This window comes from Nitrosovibrio sp. Nv6 (genome assembly GCF_900110495.1).
Lineage (GTDB): Bacteria > Pseudomonadota > Gammaproteobacteria > Burkholderiales > Nitrosomonadaceae > Nitrosospira.
In genome coordinates this window covers 109,151-130,036 of sequence record NZ_FODX01000006.1, presented here as the reverse complement: position 1 = coordinate 130,036, position 20,886 = coordinate 109,151, and the positions used below count along the sequence as shown (strand labels likewise).

The 20,886-nt window shown below is 51.3% G+C and carries 18 protein-coding genes; 8 read left to right on the top strand and 10 right to left on the bottom strand.

Annotated elements, in window-relative coordinates; translation table 11 throughout:
• Positions 1-78: 78 nt before the first annotated feature.
• From BMX66_RS12470 to BMX66_RS12445, 6 genes are all read right to left on the bottom strand, one after another.
• Positions 79-1,455 (bottom strand): phenylacetate--CoA ligase family protein, encoded by a 1,377-nt coding sequence (locus tag BMX66_RS12470; protein ID WP_090882671.1) that lies wholly within the window; start codon positions 1,453-1,455, stop codon positions 79-81.
• Positions 1,452-2,570 (bottom strand): glycosyltransferase family 4 protein, encoded by a 1,119-nt coding sequence (locus tag BMX66_RS12465; RefSeq protein WP_255398945.1) that lies wholly within the window; start codon positions 2,568-2,570, stop codon positions 1,452-1,454. Before BMX66_RS12465 ends, BMX66_RS12470 begins: the two co-directional genes overlap by 4 nt.
• On the bottom strand, positions 2,567-3,784 hold the full coding sequence (locus BMX66_RS12460) for a TIGR04063 family PEP-CTERM/XrtA system glycosyltransferase (protein ID WP_090882668.1): 1,218 nt from the start codon (positions 3,782-3,784) through the stop codon (positions 2,567-2,569). The genes BMX66_RS12465 and BMX66_RS12460 overlap by 4 nt, the downstream gene beginning before the upstream one ends.
• Positions 3,784-5,475 carry an ArnT family glycosyltransferase gene (locus tag BMX66_RS12455; RefSeq protein ID WP_090882666.1) on the bottom strand — a complete coding sequence of 564 codons (1,692 nt, stop codon included), beginning with the start codon at positions 5,473-5,475 and terminating at the stop codon, positions 3,784-3,786. The genes BMX66_RS12460 and BMX66_RS12455 overlap by 1 nt, the downstream gene beginning before the upstream one ends.
• Positions 5,476-5,479: 4 nt before the next feature.
• On the bottom strand, positions 5,480-6,601 hold the full coding sequence (gene rffA, locus BMX66_RS12450; RefSeq protein WP_090882664.1) for a dTDP-4-amino-4,6-dideoxygalactose transaminase: 1,122 nt from the start codon (positions 6,599-6,601) through the stop codon (positions 5,480-5,482).
• Between the two features lie 239 nt (positions 6,602-6,840).
• Positions 6,841-7,563, bottom strand: coding sequence for a WbqC family protein (locus BMX66_RS12445; RefSeq protein ID WP_090882662.1), 723 nt, complete (start codon positions 7,561-7,563; stop codon positions 6,841-6,843).
• A 530-nt stretch (positions 7,564-8,093) separates the two neighbouring features.
• On the opposite strand from BMX66_RS12445, the gene BMX66_RS12440 reads away from it, so the two are divergent.
• Both BMX66_RS12440 and BMX66_RS12435 read left to right on the top strand, forming a co-directional pair.
• On the top strand, positions 8,094-9,689 hold the full coding sequence (locus BMX66_RS12440) for an MBOAT family O-acyltransferase (protein ID WP_304528646.1): 1,596 nt from the start codon (positions 8,094-8,096) through the stop codon (positions 9,687-9,689).
• A complete protein-coding gene (locus BMX66_RS12435; RefSeq protein WP_090882658.1) occupies positions 9,664-10,986 on the top strand; it encodes a hypothetical protein in 1,323 nt (440 codons plus the stop codon). Before BMX66_RS12440 ends, BMX66_RS12435 begins: the two co-directional genes overlap by 26 nt.
• Positions 10,987-11,130: 144 nt before the next feature.
• On the opposite strand, the gene BMX66_RS12430 is transcribed toward BMX66_RS12435, so the two are convergent.
• On the bottom strand, positions 11,131-12,597 hold the full coding sequence (locus tag BMX66_RS12430) for a PEP-CTERM sorting domain-containing protein (RefSeq protein WP_255398944.1): 1,467 nt from the start codon (positions 12,595-12,597) through the stop codon (positions 11,131-11,133).
• Positions 12,598-13,055: 458 nt separating this feature from the next.
• Between BMX66_RS12430 and BMX66_RS12425 the strand changes: the two genes are divergently transcribed.
• The 5 genes from BMX66_RS12425 (at position 13,056) to BMX66_RS12405 (ending at position 16,629) form a co-directional block, all read left to right on the top strand.
• A complete protein-coding gene (locus tag BMX66_RS12425; RefSeq protein ID WP_090882654.1) occupies positions 13,056-13,775 on the top strand; it encodes a GNAT family N-acetyltransferase in 720 nt (239 codons plus the stop codon).
• Positions 13,776-13,777: 2 nt separating this feature from the next.
• Entirely contained in the window at positions 13,778-14,029 is a 252-nt protein-coding gene (locus BMX66_RS12420; RefSeq protein WP_090882652.1) for an acyl carrier protein, read from the top strand.
• Positions 14,026-14,871, top strand: a complete 846-nt coding sequence (locus BMX66_RS12415; protein WP_090882650.1) for a hydrolase 2, exosortase A system-associated — start codon at positions 14,026-14,028, stop codon at positions 14,869-14,871. The genes BMX66_RS12420 and BMX66_RS12415 overlap by 4 nt, the downstream gene beginning before the upstream one ends.
• Position 14,872: 1 nt before the next feature.
• The gene (locus BMX66_RS12410; RefSeq protein WP_090882648.1) at positions 14,873-15,769 is read left to right on the top strand and encodes a hydrolase 1, exosortase A system-associated; all 897 of its coding nucleotides are present in this window, start codon (positions 14,873-14,875) and stop codon (positions 15,767-15,769) included.
• Positions 15,770-16,017: 248 nt separating this feature from the next.
• A complete protein-coding gene (locus BMX66_RS12405) occupies positions 16,018-16,629 on the top strand; it encodes a tetratricopeptide repeat protein (RefSeq protein ID WP_090882807.1) in 612 nt (203 codons plus the stop codon).
• Positions 16,630-16,684: 55 nt separating this feature from the next.
• Here BMX66_RS12405 and BMX66_RS12400 read toward each other — a convergent pair whose 3' ends face one another.
• Together BMX66_RS12400 and BMX66_RS12395 are read right to left on the bottom strand one after the other, a co-directional pair.
• Complete coding sequence (locus tag BMX66_RS12400; protein ID WP_090882646.1) at positions 16,685-17,740, bottom strand: SDR family oxidoreductase; 1,056 nt, start codon at positions 17,738-17,740, stop codon at positions 16,685-16,687.
• A gap of 19 nt (positions 17,741-17,759) precedes the next feature.
• The gene (locus tag BMX66_RS12395) at positions 17,760-19,040 is read right to left on the bottom strand and encodes a nucleotide sugar dehydrogenase (RefSeq protein WP_090882644.1); all 1,281 of its coding nucleotides are present in this window, start codon (positions 19,038-19,040) and stop codon (positions 17,760-17,762) included.
• Between the two features lie 413 nt (positions 19,041-19,453).
• Here BMX66_RS12395 and BMX66_RS12390 point away from each other — a divergent pair, with 413 nt between their 5' ends.
• Positions 19,454-19,714: a hypothetical protein gene (locus tag BMX66_RS12390; RefSeq protein WP_143058233.1), complete on the top strand. Its 261-nt coding sequence runs from the start codon at positions 19,454-19,456 to the stop codon at positions 19,712-19,714.
• A gap of 55 nt (positions 19,715-19,769) precedes the next feature.
• On the opposite strand, the gene BMX66_RS12385 is transcribed toward BMX66_RS12390, so the two are convergent.
• Complete coding sequence (locus BMX66_RS12385; RefSeq protein WP_090882640.1) at positions 19,770-20,876, bottom strand: fatty acid desaturase family protein; 1,107 nt, start codon at positions 20,874-20,876, stop codon at positions 19,770-19,772.
• Between the last annotated feature and the right edge of the window lie 10 nt (positions 20,877-20,886).

Genomic DNA, 20,886 nt, shown 5'->3' with positions numbered 1-20,886 from the left:
GCTCCCTTGATTCGATGGCACCAGTGCAGGAAACGATGCAATTACACAATAAGATGTTGAGAGCCGCGGCGCTTCCGATCAAACCGTTGCAACCTTGCTCACCACGTAGCGAAACTTGCCGGATTTCTCCGGCGGGATCTCGGCCATCTCCTCGATCACGATATTAACGGTCTGGCCCAGCCTGGCCTTGAATCCTTGTTCGATTTTCGCAATTGTCTCTGGAGCAAGCTTTGATTCCAAAACTACCGATATCCGCGTGAGATTCAAACTTTCCTGGATGATTTTGAAGTTGCTTATTCCGATCACATCGCGCAGGATGTAGATCAAAGCCAGGCCGTGGATGACCGTGCCGTCCTGCGCGATGAGAAAATCCGTACTGCGTCCCTGGATCTCCTTAAGGAGGGGAAGGCCGCGTCCGCAAGCGCAGAGCTTGCTGTCCAGCACGCCGATGTCGCCGGTGCGGTAGCGAATGAAAGGGAAATCCTTTGTAGCGAGATGGGTCACTACGATTTCGCCTGCCTCGCCGCAGGGCAGCAGCATGCCCTGTTGATCCACGATCTCGACGATAATATCCTCGGCGGTGATATGCATACCGCCCTCGGGACACTCGTGGGCGATGAAACCCGCGTCACGGCCTCCATAACCATTCGCCACCGGGCAGCCGAACGTTTCACTGATCTGCCGGCGCTGTTCATCGTAGAGCCGCTCCGAGGTAACGAATGCAACACGCAACCCCAGATCGTCCATCCGCTGCCCCCGTGCATTGGCGTGACGGGCGATATGCGATAGAGCGGAAGGATAGCCGAAGAGCATTTTTGGTCGCACTGCGCGTATTTCATCCAGGAACCGGTCCAGTTTTTGTTCCGACATTTCGAAGGCGGGGAGCAGCTTCGTCCTTAGCAGCCAATCGCGGAGGCCGCGTATGCCGTCCTGCGCGCCGAGCTCGATGGGTGAACCCCAGACGACTATCTCCCGGTCGCCGATATCCACATTCCACCACCGTGTAGCGCGCCATTTCGCCGCAACGTCGTGGCTGACCCGCTCCTTGCCGATGTAAAAGATCAACGGTTCGCCGCTGGAACCACCAGTGTTAAAGCGGGCCAGACTCTGCCCATTCTCCGACTTGAGCGCTTCAGTGTTGGCGCGGATTCTCGATTTGTCGAGCAGCGGCAGATATGCAAGGTCCGTCAGAGAGCTTACCCCTTTCGGATTGAACGAGATATCCGAGAAGAGAGCACGATAAAAAGGTACGTGTACTTCTGCGTGGGCGAGCAACCGGCGCAATTTTGAAAGCTGGAGCGCCTCCAGACACTTTGGATCCCACCATTGGGAGATTTCCAGCTCCTTACGGACAGCGACGCTATCATGGTTTTTGATACGCTCGTGAAAGGGAAAAAAAAGCCCCGATATAAATGACGTGTACCACTCTTTTTCTTTCGGCGAACTGGCCCTCACTTGTTACTTACCGCGAATCTGTCTGACTTTGTCAAAACCTGGTCATACACGCCGAGCAACCGGTCACGTACATTTGGCCATGTGTAGCATTGCACCGATTCGGCGCCCGCCTGCCTGAGAAGCGTTGCCTTGGCAGGATCGTTGAGCAATAGAAGAACAGCATCTGCCATGGCTTCCGGATCCCCTGGGGACACAAGCAAAGCGGTCTTTCCATGCTCTACCAGATAGGGTATGCCGCCAACATCGGTACTCACTACGGGAACGCCGCTGGCCAATGCTTCCAGGATAGAGATAGGCATGTTGTCGGCCAGGCTGGGGTTGATCATGACATCGGCGCCGCCGTAGACAGCGGCCATGCCTTCGTTGTCCAGACGGCCTGTAAATGTGACCGCATCTACCACGCCCAGCCTACATGCAAGCTCTTCCAGTGCCTGGCGCTCGGGACCGGAGCCGGCCACGGTGAGTTTTGCTGTGGGAAACGTGCGTTTTACAATAGTAAAGGCTCGCAAGGCGGTGGCATTGTCGTAAATCGGCTCAAGGTTGCGGGTAACGATGATGTGCGGGAAATCCGCCCCCGATGAAGGTGCAAAACGTGCTCCTGCGCCGAAGCGGCCAAGGTCGATAATGTTGGGTACGATGCTGGTTGAAAAGCCCCGCTGTTCAAATACAGCTTCAAGGAAACCTGAAGGAACGATGATTGCATCTGCCCGGTACAGGCTGGGTTTTATCCAGAAAAAGGCCTTATCAAAAAAGGTATCCGCTTCGCCTCCCCGATAATTGATAATGACGGGCTTCCTCCTGATCCTGGCAATCCAGATGGCTGGAGCGGCAAAGAGATGCCACGACCAGCCAGAATTGGCCATCACATGAAATAACTGAACCCTGCCTGCGGAAAACCAGAGGTGAGCAAGGTAGGGCAGCAGACGAAATGCGGCCCTTACACCCTTGAATTTCCCAATCCAGGCAGGACGATAGGGGCTATTGACCTGAATCAGCTCTACCTCGGCCTCCTCCCCTCGCAATAACCTGGCCAATTGCAACGTCTGGTTTGCCATTCCGCCCGAAGGAGGAGGTAAAGGTCCCACTAACCCAACACGCAAGCCGGGCTTTTTCACGGACGGCGCTCCTTTGAGGCAAGCGGAGCGTAAACATTCCTGTAACTTGCCACACTGGCTGGCCAATTACGCTGGGTTTCCACAAAACGGCGAGCAGCGACACGCAGGCCAGCCCAAAGATGCGGGCTGGAAAGAACGCTCAGGACTTTGAGCGCCAGGGCGTGCGGGTCGCCGGCCCTGAAAAGGATGCCTGTTTCCCCATCCTGAATGAGCTCCAGATGGCCGCCCACATCGGAGGCCATGACCAGCCTGCCCTGAGCCATGGCTTCGAGGGGCTTGAGTGGGGTAACGAGGTCGGTAAGCCGCATACGAAGCCTCGGATAGACCAGAATATCGATCAGATTGTAATACCGCTGGACCTGGGCATGAGGTACGCGGCCAGTGAAGATCACCTTGTCTTCCAGGCCCAGTTGCGTCGTAATGGCCTTTAATTCTTTTTCTTGCGGACCGCCGCCGACCAGCAGAACACGAATGTCGGGATTGCCGGACAGCATTTCCGGTAGTGCCTGCAATAAAACGCTCAAGCCCTCATACGCATAAAAAGAACCTATAAAACCCACCAGCGGCTTGCCCTCTAGCCCGAGCTCTTCAGCCAGTTGCTGATCACGTTTATCACCCACGCTGAAATTTTCGATATTCACGGCATTGGGAATGACCGTTACCTTTTCTGGCGCGATACCTCGCCCGAGAATGTCCCCGCGCAATCCCTCGCAGATAGTGGTTATCGCATCGACCCGCTTGAGGGCGTAACTCTCCAGACTACGGGTGAGGCGATATCGCATTCCCCATTCGCGACCGGTGCCGTGATCGACCGCCGCGTCTTCCCAGAATGCCCTGACTTCATAGACAACCGGGATACCTGAACTTCGGCCGACGCGCAGCGCAGGTATCGCGTTCAGAACGGGAGAGTGGGCATGCAGAATATCCGGCCTGACAATTTTGACCACATCACTCAGGCGGCGGGTCAGACTCTCGATAACGGCGGCCTGATTCAGAACAGGCAGCTGCGCCATTGGACCTGCCGCGGCCGGGGTGCGATAAAAATGCCATCCCTCGACATCCTCCTCCAATACGCTGCAATTTTCCTGTTTCGAACCAGTCAGATGAAAGGTTTCCCACCCCAGAGCGCGCTGCTCCTTGAGAATGGAAAGCGTCCGGAATGTATAGCCACTGTGAAGGGGAATGGAATGGTCAAGAATGTGGAGTATTCGCATCAATTTTTCCGCTGCGGATTCAACTTGATTTCCATCCCCATATGCGGCAGCGGAATGACAAGGTCGTCTGCTTGCTCCTTTTTTTCCAAGTATCGGTAAACCTGGACTGACAGGTCGGCAAATTCCGGCACATTGGTCTGGATCGGTATCTCTTTGATCATCTGGAATCGCCGATCCTTCATGGCTTCGGCCAGCAGCTTGAATTCCGGTAGTTCAACTATATCGCGACTCTCTATCACAACTATGCCGACGCCGAAACGTTCGATCAGTTGAATGACATCCTCTACGGAGTTGACATATGAGACAGTACCGAACGACTTGTGCACCGCCATGGATACTAAAATCTTGTCGGCTCGTAATACAGCCTTTTTCTTCTCTGGATCAAGCGCGCGCAGATGGAAAATAAAATTGCCATCATGTTTCCCGGCAAACATGATCAAGCCCGTATTTTCCTGTCCGGTGACAAACTCAGCTGCTTGTTCGTATCCTGATACATAACTATGCGGCCTGATCGATCCCGAATATACGTTCCACGCGGCAAGTGTGGCCAACAGGACGAATGCGATTCCACGGATGTTGCGGTTTGCCATCGCCGCCTGGCTCAACGGCATGCAGGCCAGCAACGCGAGCGGCGGCAGCACGTAAATCGTATATCGGTGAACATTCGCTGGCCCTATGACTATCGTCGTAAAAATATACGAGGTCACAATCCAAAGAAATATCAGCACATCCTGCTTCGTACCCTTGTTGAATAATCTGAAAACAAAGCCAATAAAGATAGCCGCCAAAAGCGGCAATTCGCAAGCACTCAATAATGCAGGCCAAAAACTTCCCCAACGGCTGGCACTAAATAACACCGAACTATTTGATCCGAACTTATCGACAAAAGAGCTTGTCGGTACCGAACCGAACTTTAGCGCGTGCACCATCAGCAATGCCGCGACCGAGCCCACGATGACATACGCCAACACTGCTTCCTTGCGCCATAGCATCCGCCCGTATCCAGTCCACAACGCATAGATCAACAGAGCAGGCAGAATGAAGACCGTGGTCTGCTTGAGTAGCAGCATGCAGCCCAACGTAAGACCGACAATTCCGGCACGGCTCAGGCTAGGGCGGCTCAGATATCGATCGAATGTCCAAACCGAAACGATAATCATCGCTACCGCCGGCGCCTCCAACATAACGGAACGGGTCCAATGGAGCGTCCCGGGAGCCGAAAGATAGAGCAGGCATGACAAGATGGCGGCTTCGCGTCCCCAGATGGGCCGCGCCCAGACATACCAGGCAGTTGCGCCGATGAGAGTAAATACCAGAACTGCGAGCCGCCCTCCAAATTCGTTGATACCAAACACGGCAAAAAATACTGATTCGACCACAGGGAAGAAAGGCGGATACCAGTTCAATGCCAGAGCGGGATATTGGGCAAAGTACTGCAGAGCGTATTCATAAGGCGCCCTCCAGGGCATATCCTGCCAAAGATCGAGAAAGAAGACGCCGTTCATTGCGTGACGGGACTCGTCCGTCCACCAGAATTCTCCGGCATCAAGTGCTTTCCAGAAGAGCAGGCATACGCTGCACCACAGCACCAGCAGAAATAGGGTATCGCCGGAATTGAGCCGCGGGCGAAGTTTAAACCCGGAATCAGCCGGAGGAGTTTGCGCCGAATATTGCGGGCCGGGCGTGGTCATTTTTTCATAACTCTGCTATGACCTGCCGGATGACTTCGCTCTGGAACTCTTCCAATCCAAGCCACAGGGGCAGCCTCACCAATCGCTCGCTCAGCAGCTTTGTTTGGGTTAATGCTCCGGACTTGCGGCCACACTTTACTCCCATCGGGGAACTGTCAAGCGGCACGTAGTGAAACACTGTCCCTATTCCCCTCTGCCGGAGAGCATCGATAAAGGATGTACGTTTATCCAGGTCTGGCAATAGGAGGTAATACATGTGAGCATTGTGAGTGCATTCGAGGGGAATAATGGGGCGGCGGATTTTTCCCTCCATTTCCTGCGCCTCGAAATTACCATGATATGCTTCCCAGATATCAAGCCGGCGTTTGGTGATGGCATCCGCCTCTTCCATCTGAGCCCATAGAAATGCCGCGATGAGTTCGCTGGGAAGATAGGATGAGCCAAAATTCACCCAGGTATACTTATCCACCTGGCCGCGGAAAAAAAGACTTCGGTTGGTGCCTTTTTCCCTGATTATTTCCGCTTGTTCGGCAAAACGGGGGGTATTTATTAATAAAGCTCCGCCTTCTCCAGATATGATGTTCTTGGTCTCGTGGAAGCTCAATGCGGCGAGGTGTCCAATACTTCCCAGCGGCCGCCCCTTATAGCTGGACATAATGCCTTGCGCGGCATCTTCGATTACCAGCAGGTCGTGCCTTGCCGCAATGGACATGATGGTATCCATCTCGCAACTCACCCCCGCGTAGTGAACTGCCACAATTGCTCTGGTTTTTGGCGTGATTGCAGCTTCAATCAGCGTCTCGTCAATATTGAACGTGTCAGGCCGGATATCAACGAATACTGGCGTGCCTCCCCTCAAGGCGAAGGCATTCGCAGTCGAGACGAAAGTGTATGAAGGCATGATAATTTCATCACCCGGCTGGATATTAGCAAGAATTGCCGCCATCTCCAGGGCAGCAGTACAGGAATGCGTCAGCAGAGCCTTTTGGCATCCAATCCGCTGCTCCAGCCATGCATTGCACTTTTTAGTAAAAATTCCGTCGCCCGCAAGATGTCCGCTGGCATGAGCCTGGCTGACATACCAGAGCTCTTTTCCAGTCATGTAAGGTTTATTAAATGGGATCATGGCTGAGATGTGCCTGGATTTGAGCTACGGAAAAATGGCATATCACCGGCGAGCAAAGGCGCTGACATTCGTTACCATTACAGTATTCGAGTATGCCCTGCCGGTCAGTGACTCGTTCAGAAAAAGTACGGAGAAAAACAGGACGACGGTAAAAGCCGGGCTCAGGATAAACGTAACGGGATTCAAAGCCAGTCAGGGTAGGCATCTCTGCTACTTCTTACCTCGGCTTTTCATCGTCACTAGGGCTTGCCCCAGATATAAGCAGGTGCTTGCGGTCCCACACACAGTAGCAGATCGAGCACTGTGACAAGGGGCGAGAATGGCGAAAAGCATTGCTGATAAGCTGGATAAACAGGATATTCCTTATACGCCAATTCAATACCGGCCTCGGCAAACATGGGCTCCTCGATATAACTTCTGGCTGATGGCCCGCTGATGTATTTTGTCGCACCAACCTTCTCAAGAATGCCAACTAATCTCTCTGTTTTCCGGCCATCAACTGCGAGAAGCCGACTGTCGCTAAACTTTGTTTGGATCCCTAGAATACCGGAGAGATACTTAATTGCGCGCTGATTGTAATCAGAAAGATTTGTCAGGGCGTTCTCATAGAGGAAATCCAGCAAGGGTTCCGATTCCTTAAAAAAAGGTGCGTTGCGGTAATTCTGCTCAATTATGCGTCTATGCTGCTGCTTCCAGCTTTGATCGGGAATTTCCACCTCACATATCAGGCGCTTCAAATCGTGACCTGCCGGGATCGACAGCCATCGAGGCCCATCACGGGTCATCAATTTGTTTCGGTGGCGCCAATCCGAATGGGTATATTGCACGTCGTCATAAAAAATGAAAAGATCAACGTCATGGATGAGATCGAAGTAGCCCCTCCAAGGCAGGTAATTGGACTGCAGTATGGCGACGCGATGATCCACTTTTGATAAGTTCGCTTTTTCCCCATCTTTATTCATTATGCTTTAATGCCTTGTGGTTGAATAAGACTTATATGTGTCTATAACGACATATTTCCTGATTTGAACAGTTTTTTAACCTCCCTCATTCTGGGCTATTTGCTTCCGGCAGCATGAAGCTCGTACTCCAATCCAAAACGTTAAGTCCTGCTCTTTATTTTTGCGGGAATCCAAAATACACAGATCCTGGCTCTCTGTTGACTCCGTAATCACGCCGAGTCCTCACCCAATATTACGCCAGGGACGGCAATGGGCTTGCCCCCAACGAGTGGATTTCGATAGATATATTATCGGGATGATGCTGATTTCAGGTTGTATCCTGTTGGCCTCGGATTCCTTCATTATCTTATTTTTTCGCTCTGCCATATTCCTCTATTCTTTGCCTTTCATTGATTGCCACGTTCAATTATTTAGACTATTTTATTTCTCAGGGCCCCGGTCTGGGACGCGCATAATCTGTTGGGCTGAAGCCAGACGGGCACTATCTCAATTGTGATTAAGCGACTACGAAAGCATTTTCGCATTTTATAATGCCTTACCGTCGCAATCGTCACCTCTATCAGGTCTTACCTGGGCGCATGCTGTTTAATTCCTTTATTTTCCTTTTTGCCTATCTGCCAGTCGTGCTTGGAGGCTTTTTCTGGCTGGGGCGCCGGAATCACACATGGGCATCGGGATGGCTTGCTTTCGCGTCCCTGTTTTTTTATGGGTACTGGGATTATCGCTACGTTCCGCTGCTGCTTGCTTCAATCGGATTTAATTACTGGGGAGGGCTGCATATTTCGCAGGCAACAAGCCCTTCCCGGAAGCGCTGGCTGGCTTTGGCCATAGCAGCCAATTTAAGTCTGCTCGCCTATTTCAAATACGCCAATTTCTTCCTGGATACAGCGAGCTTCATCAGTAATGAAGACTTTTCGACACTGGATATCATTCTGCCGATCGGCATATCATTTTATACATTCACGCAAATCGCTTTCCTCGTCGATACATACCAGGACAAGGTGCGCGAATACCGGTTTGTTCATTATCTTCTATTCGTTACTTACTTTCCGCATCTCATCGCAGGCCCGGTTCTCCATCACAAGGAAATGATGCCCCAATTCGCCGATGGGCGAATGTACAGACTTTCAGCAACCAACTTTGCTGTCGGCGTCACGATATTCTCCATTGGCCTCGCCAAGAAAGTGTTGATTGCAGACAATCTGTCTCCTTATGCAAGTCCATTGTTCGAAAGTACGAATTCGCCTTCGCTGTTTATCGCCTGGGGCGGCGTTCTTGCTTACAGCTTTCAACTTTATTTTGATTTCTCAGCTTATTCGGATATGGCCATCGGGTTGTCCCGTTTGTTTGGGGTCCGGCTTCCCCTTAACTTCAATTCTCCATATAAAGCGGAAAACATCAGCGAGTTCTGGCGAAGATGGCATATGACTCTGTCTCGATTTCTTCGTGACTATCTGTATTTTCCGCTGGGTGGGAACCGGTCCGGCCTATTCAATCGCTACCGCAATCTGATGTCTGTTATGCTGTTGGGTGGAATGTGGCACGGTGCTGGCTGGAATTTTATCATTTGGGGCGGGTTGCATGGTTGCTATCTGGTAATTCATCACGCTTGGGCTGTGATATCGAAACGCCTGGGTTTTCCCTCCGAGTCGGCGATATGGAAGTTTACCGCCACCGTAGCAACCTTTATTGCAGTGTGTTTCGCCTGGGTATTTTTTCGTTCGCCTGACCTTGCCACCTCATGGGAAATTGTTCGAGGCATGACCGGAGCCTTTGGTATCGGATTGCCCGATGCCATCGGTAATCGAGTCGAAATACTGGTACCGGCGCTCCAGAACCTTGGCGTGAACTTTTACCTGGGCGGGGGCTCGCATTTTGTAGAAACGTGGGGGTGGATTGCATTTGCTGCAGCGATAGCTTTTTTACTGCCCAATACGCAAGAGCTTGTTCACCGCTTTGAACCGGCGCTCGATTTCAAGCCTACTGCACAAACGCCAAGAGGGGGAATGGCGTATAGACTGGCCTGGATGCCATCGCGCCTCTGGGCTGTTTTCCTCGGTTCTCTGACAGTGATCAGTTTGCTGTCGTTGAATCGTCCAAATGAATTTCTTTACTTCCAGTTCTGATACCCGCCCGAACCCGCGTAATGCCTCCATGACGAAACCGCTTGAGCCCTCGCGTTTTATGCGCTGGTTCACGATCTCCACTCTGACGGGAATTGCGCTCGTCGTGGCTCTGGTCGTGATCGTGGACCCTTATGATCAGTACCGCGTTGTGGTTCGCGCCGGGTTCAATCTCGCCAAGCCTCAGCTAACACGCTATCAAAGTGAGATAAAGCTTACCCGGGCTGCTGAAATGCGGGCAGATGCGCTGATCTTGGGTAACTCTCGCGCCGAGGTGGGCTTCGATCCGGAGGCGCCGGTATTTGTCCGGCAGGGTTTGTCGGCGTATAACCTCGCCATCCCCGGGACTGGCATCGGTAATGCCCGCACGCAAGTGGAATACCTGAATCAAATCGGGATCAAACCGAAAGTTGTAGTGCTTGGCGTCGAGTTTCTGGATTTCATGGAAGCACCGAAAAAAGCGGCCTCTGCCATATTGCATCCGCGTCCAGCCAATGACCGCCATCCGATTACCCACTGGTTCTGGCGTTTTGATAGCCTTTTTTCGCTAGCGTCTGTAAAGGACGCCATCCGCACATTGTTCATTCAACGGGATAATGAAGCGGAAACCATGACTTCAAGAGGGTTTAATCCATTAAACTCATACGGCCCGATCGTGCGCAGAGAAGGCTATTACCCGTTGTTTCGACAGAGAGCGCAGGAAAATACTGAAACTTATCTCATGAAGGCAAAAGGCTCACTTTCTTCTGCTGATTTTGACCATTTGCGAGCGATTCTCGACATTGCGGCTGAGTCCGGCAGCGACGTGAAATTGATCATCTATCCGTATCACGCCCAGATACTTGCTCTTTTCGAGGAGACAAGGCTGTGGTCTTCATTCTTGAAATGGAAGGATCTTTTAGTGCGCGAGGTATCCGCCGCAAAACAACGTCATCCCGGTGCACGCATTGCCTTGTTTGATTTCAGCGGCTATGGCAGGTACAACTGCGAGAAGATTCCCGCAAAAGGAGATCGCACGACGGCTACCCGCTGGTATTGGGAAGCGGGGCATTTCAAGAAGGACCTTGGCGACATCATGCTGGAGTCGGTTTTTTCCCAATCAACCGATACATTGCAGATGGTAAACGCGGAGCAAGACAAGCCGGATATATTCGGGTTCCCGCTGAACGAATCGAATGCGGCCGTGAATCTGCGGCGTATCTATCATGAGCGCTCGAACTGTATGAAAAGCTATCCGACACTCTTTGTAGAGGCAATAGACCTTGTTGCGGGGCGCGTAGCTAATGAAGAAACAGGATAAGTTTGAAATCAGGAGGATGACCTGCACGCATCTGGGCGTGAGCGGAGCGGTATGCGACACCGATATAGTCAACATGCCTCACACTAGGCATAAGCTTGTCACCGCACCGGATCGCCGGTGCGGTATTGATTTGACAGCCGGTATTCAGGCGCGACGTCTACGGGCAACCCATCCTATCAGGCCAAGTCCCGCGAGAAAGAGCGCATAAGTTTCCGGTTCCGGAATAGCTGCTGCCGGCTTGTATAACCATACACCTGCATCCCACCCTCCGTCCCCCGTAGACGAAATCTCGTCCAGAGCGATGAAAGCGCCAAGCGTCGCATCGTACTTCCATTTGCCGAGAACGCCGGTGGTAAAGTTTCCCTGAGGATGTTCTGGTGTTGAGCTCTCCATTTCGTAAATAGTCCAGGTGGTGTCAGGGCCGATATCGCCGTTTTCATCCGTGACCACGCTGGCCGACCATACGGTTCCACCTCCATTATTGCCATCCCACAGCACGATTGTGTTATGCGCTGAATCATAATCAATGCCGAAATTCCCTGTCATTCTGAAGTCACTGCCATCGGCGTTCACCAGATTCACCCCAACATCGGTGTTTTGGTTGGGGTTGGCAACGTTGGAATTGTCCAGATCCCATATCGCCAAATCCGACGTATAGCTGGAGTTGGGGCTGGCTGTTCTGATGTACAAATTGTGTGTTGTATCAATGGTTGCAGCACCTTGGTAGCCGACTGTATTCCAACTGACACCAATTTTTTCCCACGTGTCCTGCCCCCCGTTCCTCACGTCGCCCAACGTATAGCGGTACAGCGGTGGAAACCCTGATGCACCCGTATCAGCAGTAAGGTAAACCACGTCTTTGCCGTCCTCGGTTGTGTAGGCTGTTGTTCCGTTAACGTGAGATGCGGTTTGCATGTCCCGGTCAATCCACATATTGCCGCCTTCGGCAACATTGGTAGTGTTCCAGCCTGAGCCAGTGGTACCCCCGACCTTGTTCGGATCGGCCTTGGTTGGATCCCATAAAAATGGTCCGGCATTGCTCACATTGGTTCCATCTGTTTCCTGGAACGCACCTCCACTCGCGGCCGCCCCACCGAATGTAAGGAACATATCATTGACAGGAAGATAGATATTATTGTCGTAGGTATGCGCAGATTGTGGCGCCGCGCTATCCACAACAAAACCGTTTGCGTCCACCCTGCTCGCGAGAGAGCCGCGTCCCCATTCCCCGGTAGCTCCGTCCCAAACATACATCTCGTTACCGACATAATTTGCATGGCCGCCTCCCCAGAGCATAAGGTCCCCACGACCGGAATCCCAGGCAAAGGAACTCCACGCTCGTACGATTGAGCCTGGAAACTCGTGACTCGGCGCTTGTACCGCGTCAGCACCAGTGGGCCATGCATCAGAGAAAAAATTGGTGTTTGCCTGGACCCAGCCGCCAGCCGGAATCGCTGCCAATAATGACGACAGGCGCTCTGAGGAGGTTTGCGCATGTGCCTGCGCCGCAACCAGGGAGAAGCTACCCGTCATTAATAGAGAAAGCGTAAGATTCGATAACCGAAGCCAGTTTTTTGCAACTGCCCCTTTACTTCTTCCTGGTTTATTCATTACGCTTTTACTTTTATTCACCACGCTCAGTGTGCACATATGTCCGCCTCTCGAAATGAAAAAAATAGGTAGGCCGGCTTCGGGTAAGCGCTAGAGCTTGAAATCCGAAAGAGGGTTGAAATTAAAAGGTAGAAGAAAATCAGTGAGAAGTAAAGACGTTTTTATTTTCGTTCTTATTCCACGATACAACTATAGTACTATTCAGCGTTTTGTTTCCGCAATGACGAGAAAACAGGATGCTGTTTAGGTAGCGAGTGTTTGCATGGTGACTTAGGCTCGGTACCCCAAACGCGGCTTTGTTTGACCTGATCGGATAACCGATCAATTCGTGCTCAGCTATCTAACTTGATCGCCTAATAGTCAGTCGGTCGCGTCAATCTGACAGCCGGCGCTAACCACATGCAATATTTTTTTGAAGCGTCATGATATCGACAGGACGAAAAAACGAGTTGTGTCAGATGTTGCAGCAGTGGGGCGGGTTCAATTTCTGTCTTTTCCTGCTCAACAAACTTCTGGTAAAGGCGTCGGGGGGAAGCTGTCGTATGTACAGATATTATTTTACGGCCCAGCCAGTTGCGAAAGCGGCTCTGACTCCGCAGGGGAAGGGCGGGAAAATAGAGATACGGCTGATTGACGAACACGATGAAATTGTCCGGCAGTTTCCCCGGCCGGCCGCAGCGATTCAGGCAAGGTTCGAGCAAGGTGCACTATGCCTGGGCGCTTCAAAGGATGCGCACTTTATCGGCTTTCTGTGGCTGGTATTGGGTAATAAATATTATCACGAAGATGAAGTGCGCGCCCGCTACATAACGCTACCGACGGAACAGACGGCTTGGGATTTCGATGTGTATGTAGCACCCGATTTTCGGCTGGGCCGAACTTTTTCGCGTCTCTGGGGCGAGGCGAATCGCATTTTGGCTGAAAATGGTGTCTTATGGTCATGCAGCCGCATTTCCGCGTTCAATTCGGGCTCCCTCCGCGCTCATGCACATCTTGGGGCCGTGTCCTTGGGGAGCGCCATTTTTTTTTACGCTGGCAGGTGGCAACTAACGTTCGCCTCCATCTCTCCGTATTTTCATTTCTCGTCCCATGCCGATTCATTTCCTGAGTTTCGCCTGCATACTGAGGGCCTCCGGGCAACGTGCAGCCCACCACAAGATAAATCAACCATGGAGTAAGCATGCAGTACCTTGAAGAAGTGAAAAACATCCTGTCCGATGTGCTAAGCCTAGGAGAACGAAAGAATGCGCTCAACGAGGGCTCGATGTTGCTCGGAGCTATTCCCGAATTAGATTCCATGGCGGTCGTCAATGTGATTACTGCCCTGGAGGAGCAATTTGATATAACAGTCGACGATGATGAGATCAGCGCAAGGACTTTCGAAACCGTCGGCAGTCTTACCTATTTCGTCGAGCGTAAATTGGCGGAATGACAGGTCGTTCCGATACTTATCCTGCCGAGCCGTTTTTTTTGGAAGCCGAACCCGGACAGCGTTTCTGTCTTTTCCATAAACCCTATCCCGACCAGGCATGCCGCGGGGTTATCATATATGTTCATCCCTTTGGCGACGAGATGAACAAGTCCCGGCGTATGGCCGCGATGCAGGCAAGAGCCTTTGCTGCGACGGGGTTTAGCGTGCTGCAAATAGATCTTTTCGGCTGCGGTGATAGCAGTGGCGAATTTTGCGATGCGCGCTGGGATATTTGGAAACAGGATTTGGCCTGCGCGCGAAATTGGCTTGAGAATCATTTTGCTGTACCGGTCAGCCTCTGGGGTCTGCGCCTGGGCGCGCTGCTGGCATTGGACTTCGCCAAGGATCAGCCAGATCCAATTGACCGGTTGATTCTTTGGCAACCGGTGATTAATGGAGAATCATTCTTGAATCAGTTTTTGCGCTTACGACTAGCAAATGAAATACTCGCAGGCGATTCCGCTGAAAAAAAAACGGGGACGAATATGATGCGCCAGCGCATGGAGAAGGGAGAAGTACTGGAGGTAGCCGGGTACGAACTTGCACCCGAGCTGGCTGCCGCTATTGATCGTTTGAAAGCGGCCGAGCTGTCCATCGGGAAAAGCACTATTCACTGGTTCGAGATCGTGGCTGAGGCAGGCCGCTCAATGACGCCGGCTGGGGTACAGGTTATCGGGGAATGGAAACGACGTGGTATTGATCCGCATGTGTATCTAGTAGCGTGCTCATCATTTTGGGCGACGCAGGAAATCACCGAATGTCCTGAGCTGGTATCGGCCACTGCGGATGCTTTGCTTCAGTAGCATGATGAATTTCGACGAGCGTGGTGTTGTCTTTCGCTGCGAGCAAGATTGGCTGTACGGGATTTTAAGTCTACCTGAACACTACACTTCCAAGGGAGTATTGATTGTAGTCGGCGGACCTCAATATCGGGTGGGAAGCCACCGCCAATTCACGCTACTCGCCCGTCACCTGGCCGCGCATGGAATTCCAGTTCTTCGGTTTGATTTCCGGGGAATGGGCGACAGCGAGGGAGGTGCAAGAACCTTCGAAGATGTGGAGGAGGATCTGAGTTGCGCGATAGAGAAATTTCTTGCTGAGGTACCGTTGCTACATGAAGTGGTGATTTTAGGTTTGTGTGATGCGGCATCGGCTGCGCTTTTCTATGCTTATCAGGATCGCAGGGTTACCGGACTGGTTTTGCTAAACCCATGGGTAAGGACAGATCAAGGATCCGCCAAGGTTTATCTGAAGCATTATTACACGACGCGTATCTTCCAACCGGAGTTCTGGTCCAAGATATGGCGAGGGAATTTTGACTATGTTGCAGCTGCGCAGTCGCTTTTCAGAACCATCCATGCAACCCTGACAGGAAGAGAAAAAGCTGGCAATCGCTTTAAGGAAAACGCGGCTGATAAATTCTGCAGCTCCGTTCCATTACCGGAGCGAATGTATCATGCACTCAGTCGTTTCAAGGGAGAGGTGCTCCTGATCATCAGTGGGCGTGATCTCACAGCTCAGGAGTTCTCGGATCTCGTTCAAGATTCGCCCGAATGGCAAAAACTGCTGGCCTCGCCACAAGTGTCGCGCCTCAATTTACTGGAGGCTAACCATACGTTTTCCCGAAGAGAGTGGCGCGATCAGGTAGCAGTTTGGACAACAGAGTGGATTCAAGGCGAGACAATTTCCGGCAATATGTGAACCTGCCTGATGGTTTTACATACCCACCGCGGTGCTGATAGAGGGAGAATGTGACAATGCGTCTCCTGGCATCGCGAGACTATTAGAACCGCCCATTTCTGGCGGTCATGGGAGTTCGAAAGAATTCGGTCGCTTTTCTGATATCGAGGTCAGCAAGCTGAACAATTTTTTGCTACGGACTATATAGAGCGCGTTGCCATGCTGTTGCAGCGCCTGCAGCAAAATCACTCATAATGAGGGGAACGGTAGTGAAATTCATACCCAGCATTATCATATTGGCAAGTTTTATAATTTCCACAAATCTTTGGGCCGCTGCTTACTGTGGAGAATTGGGAAATGTGCGTGACTACACGAGCGACGAACAAAGAACATTTCTGAGGACTGTTGAGGAACACCATTTTACTGCCAGTATAGAAAACCTGCGCTACGGAAATACGGGAACTCTTGGGGGTGATTTGAGCTACACGCTTTTGATCTTCCCAAATCACCATCGCGCGCTGGCAGCATTCGGCAAACTTTCCCTGAGGGAGAAAACGTTAAAACCGACCGGCGCAAAGTATTCTGTGGAATGTTTTTTTGATCGCGCCATTCGCTACAAGCCAAACGATGCAATGGTGCGTATGGTATACGGCAATTATTTGTCAAAAGCGGGGCAAATAGACAAAGCGACGGATCAATTTGAGATTGCAGTTAATCTTGAGCCCGAAAACCCTACCATCAACTACAACCTTGGCTTGCTCTATATGAAGAAAAAGAATTATGAACAGGCAAATACGTATGCAAAAAAAGCGTATGAACTGGGCTTCCCACTGCCAGGCCTGAAGAATCAATTGATGGAAATGGGAAAATGGAACGATTAGTCTGAAAAATAGGCTGATCAGCTTAGAAAGCCTGCTGACCTACGGTTAAAAGCGCCTATTCCGCATTGAGTTCCTCTTTCTCGGGGGCAAGATGCGCGATATACCAATCCATCGCTTGTTTGAGCCCTTCATCAATTCGATGGGTCGGCTCGAAGCCCAACATTTTGCCGGCCTTGGAAATGTCAGCCAGGGAATGCCGTACGTCGCCCTTGCGAAAATCTACATAGGTAGGCTTATGATCCCGCAGCCGGGGAAACTTATCCAAGAGTAACGCGCGCATTGCTTCATAGAGTTGGTTCAGGCTTGTGCGTTCACCGACCGCCACATTGTAAACCTGATTGGCCGCCTCGGGATTTTCCGTCAGTGCAGCAAGAAGATTGGCCTGAATGACGTTCTCGATAAAACAGAAATCGCGGCTGGTTTCGCCATCTCCGTTGATATATAACGTTCTGTTCCCGATGAGCGCCGAAACCCATTGGGGAATCACTGCCGCATAAGCGCCGCGTGGGTCCTGCCTTGGGCCAAAAACATTGAAATAGCGCAGCCCGATGGAATCCATACCATAGCAACGAGCGAACACATCCGCGTAGAGTTCGTTAACATACTTGGTAACAGCATATGGGGAGAGCGGCCGGCCAATTACCGATTCCACTTTAGGTAAATCAGGATGGTCTCCATAAGTGGAACTGGATGCTGCGTAAATAAAGCGCTTCACGTCGGCATCGCGAGACGCTACCAATAAATTCAGGAAGCCGGAAATGTTGCTCTCGTTTGTACGGATGGGGTCTTGAATAGAGCGTGGCACGGACCCCAGGGCTGCTTCATGCAGGATAAAATCGACGCCCCTGCATGCATTGCTGCACGTTTCCAGCTGACAGATATCGCCTTCGATAAAGCTGAAATTGAGCCAGGCGTTTTCGCCGACCAGTTCCTTTACCTGCTCGAGATTATGATGGTGGCCAGTCGAGAAGTTATCCAACCCCGTCACCTTCTGGTTCAGCCTGAGCAAGACCTCCAGTAAATTGGAACCGATGAAACCGGCGACACCCGTTACCAGCCACTGATACCGGTGATTTTCCAAGTGTTGAAGCACATGTTGATATCTCGTCATTATCCGGCAGGCCCTTTTCTCAAAGTCTCCAAACGTTGAGGCCAGCCTCACGGAGCGCTGCCGGATCAAACTGGGATTTAACGTCGATAAAGCAACCCTTGTCTGTGATCTTGGACCGGAAATCCGCCAGCGGTCTGTCTACAAATTGGCGATGTGCAACTGCCACGATCAGTGCATCGGCGCGGGGAAGATTTTGCCAGGATTCCAGTTGCAGACCATATTCATGATGAGCTTCTTCCTGACTCGCGACAGGATCATGCACATGAATCTCTATTCCGTAGGACTTGAGCTCATTAATCAAATCGGCAACTTTGGAATTTCTCAGATCGGCGCAGTTTTCCTTGAAGGACAGACCGAGAACATTCACTCGCGCACCTCTGACATTTATATCACCCTTGATGATGTGTTTTATGGTCTGTTCCGCGACGAACTTCGCCATGCTGTCGTTGATCCGGCGACCGGCCAGAATCACCTGGGGTATATAACCGATCATTTCCGCCTTATGCGTCAGGTAATAGGGGTCAACACCGATACAATGTCCCCCGACCAATCCCGGACGAAAGGGAAGGAAATTCCATTTCGTACCCGCAGCCTGCAGAACCTCCATGGTATCTATTCCCAGTTTATCGAAAATGATGGCCAACTCGTTCATCAATGCAATATTCAGATCACGCTGAGTGTTCTCGATCACCTTGGCGGCTTCCGCAACCTTGATGCTTGATGCACGGTATACGCCAGCGGAAATTACACTTTCGTAGAGCATGGCGATTTTCTCCAGCGTATCGTCATCGTCCCCGGATACGACTTTCAAGATACTGGTAAGCGTATGTTGCTTATCGCCAGGGTTAATACGTTCAGGGGAGAAGCCAACATGGAAATCTCCCTTCCATTTCATGCCCGAATGCTTCTCCAGAACCGGAACGCAGATTTCTTCAGTTGCTCCAGGATAAACCGTAGACTCATAAATAACGATTGCGCCCCGCTTCATATGCTTTCCGACAGTTTCGCTGGCGCCAACGAGTGCCGTGAAATCCGGCTGATGAGCAAGATCCACGGGTGTCGGGACGGCTACGACTATATAGTCGGCTCGCGACAACTCAGCCGGATCGTTGGTGGCAAGAAGGTAGCTCGCCGCCTGTAGATCATCGAAGGAAACTTCGCCGGTCGGATCGATGAATTGCTTATAACTCTCGACTTTGCTGCGGGAAAGATCATAACCTATTGTCGGACGTTTTCTTCCAAATTCAACCGCCAGAGGTAATCCTACATAGCCTAATCCAACCACAGCTACCACGCTCATCAGTTATCTCCCACTTATTTATAATTTATGCCTGCCATATGTGCTGCTGTTCGGAAATCATATGCGTAACTTCGACCACATTCTCTTGAATAAACGATGCTAAGGGAACTGTACCAAAGGCCAATTTCCCCACGACTTGTATCAGCATATCATACCGGCGAAATGGACGGCTCGGAGGTCGCTAAAACGTTGCCCAGATCAATTGTCTGAAGGTAAAAATTCTGCCGAAATTGCAACGTTACCGGGACACGAATCATGAACAGGCAAATCCCATTGCCAGCAGATTCAAAAACAACAGGATAAGTCGCCCGTGGGTTATATTCCGGGGGTGATATGCTTGTAGCACAAAAAAACCGGCTCATGCCGTCGAAGGCATATAAGCAGGCATTGCTATCAGAAGGAGCGGATCATCAATGAAAAGACCTCTAGTTGCGATGCCGAAAAAAGGCCTATCAACTGGCTGCGACCATCTCTGCAATATTAAATACTCCGGGGTGGAGATTGGTAGAACAAGGAAAAATCGTGCGGGGCTGCCGCTTTTGAAGAAAACTTGTCCCTTGGCGCCGGAAGCGGCAGAAATTCGCTACCGTATGGCATTCGCACCCCTGCCTCTCGTGCCTCGCATTCCATTCGGTCCAGGAATCAACGCGGCGCGCTACGCACGAAGTTGGTAAAACGAGGCTTAGTTCCGACTTCTTAACTACCGGGCTGTAACAATAAGGCCTTTTATCACGCGTTTTTTTCTCTGCCTGCAGAATCCTCAAATGTAGCGTCAGTACAAGGTACGCTGGCTCTCCGCGTGTTCGCGGAAGCTTCGCCCCAAATTCGCTGCAGGGCATCCCACATACTGGTCCGAACCGTTTCAAGATAAAGCGTGTTATCGCTCAAACCATTCACCAGACGCCGTTGCGCCTCGCCCAGGTTATGGTAGGGCATGCTCATGAAAAGATGATGTGTCGCATGGTAGCGTAAGCCAACTGGAGCCCATAAGGCGGTAATGAGCAAGTTGCCTGGAACGTTGATGGAGTCGAGATATTGCTCGGCAAATTCCATCGGCTGATCACCGGGGTTTCGATAAGCATGGGCGCTTAGCGTACGTAATGAATTTATAAAAAAGATGAACATGGCAATCACATACCAGAGAATCAGGAATCGGGCGCTCAGAACTTCGAGTGCAATGGCCGCAACCACTGCTGTTATGAAAACAAAAGCGGCGAACTCCTGTATTTTCCAGTGCTTATCATTGCGTATTGCGTTCTCCCCACGTTTATAATTCATATCGATGGTGAGCGAGGAGGCTCGTTCCCAGACGAATTTACGCAATGGCGGGATGAGGTAAGACAACGGTGTAAGCAGCAGAAAACGGATTATGAAGAAAAGCGGCAAAATAAATGACAGCATTACGTACCCGATCATGACCACAGGCTTCAAGGTTGCGAAGGGCACATACTCTCCGTCCTTGTCCGTGCCATACACGTCGCGCTTGTGATGGTCGTTGTGCACGCCATCGTAGGTAAAGGAAGGAATCAGTAGCGGTATCCCGCAAGTGATGTTCCAGACGAGACGGAAAAGCTGAAATGTGCCCTTTTTCAGGTGCGCCAGTTCATGAATGAAAATTGCTGCACGATAGAAGGCGAACGTGGCAACGATACCCGCCAGAAATTGCCACGGTAAGGAAAGCGGCATAGACAGAAAAATCACAAAGGCGGCCCAGCCCAGTGAAATATGAAAGAGAAAATCGATCCAGTAAATCCAGGGATTAGGCGTCATGAGATCACGGACGAGGTTGTGCGCCTCCCGCAATGGAAATTCCCGGCCTGCTGTCTTTTCTATCATTGTCGAACAC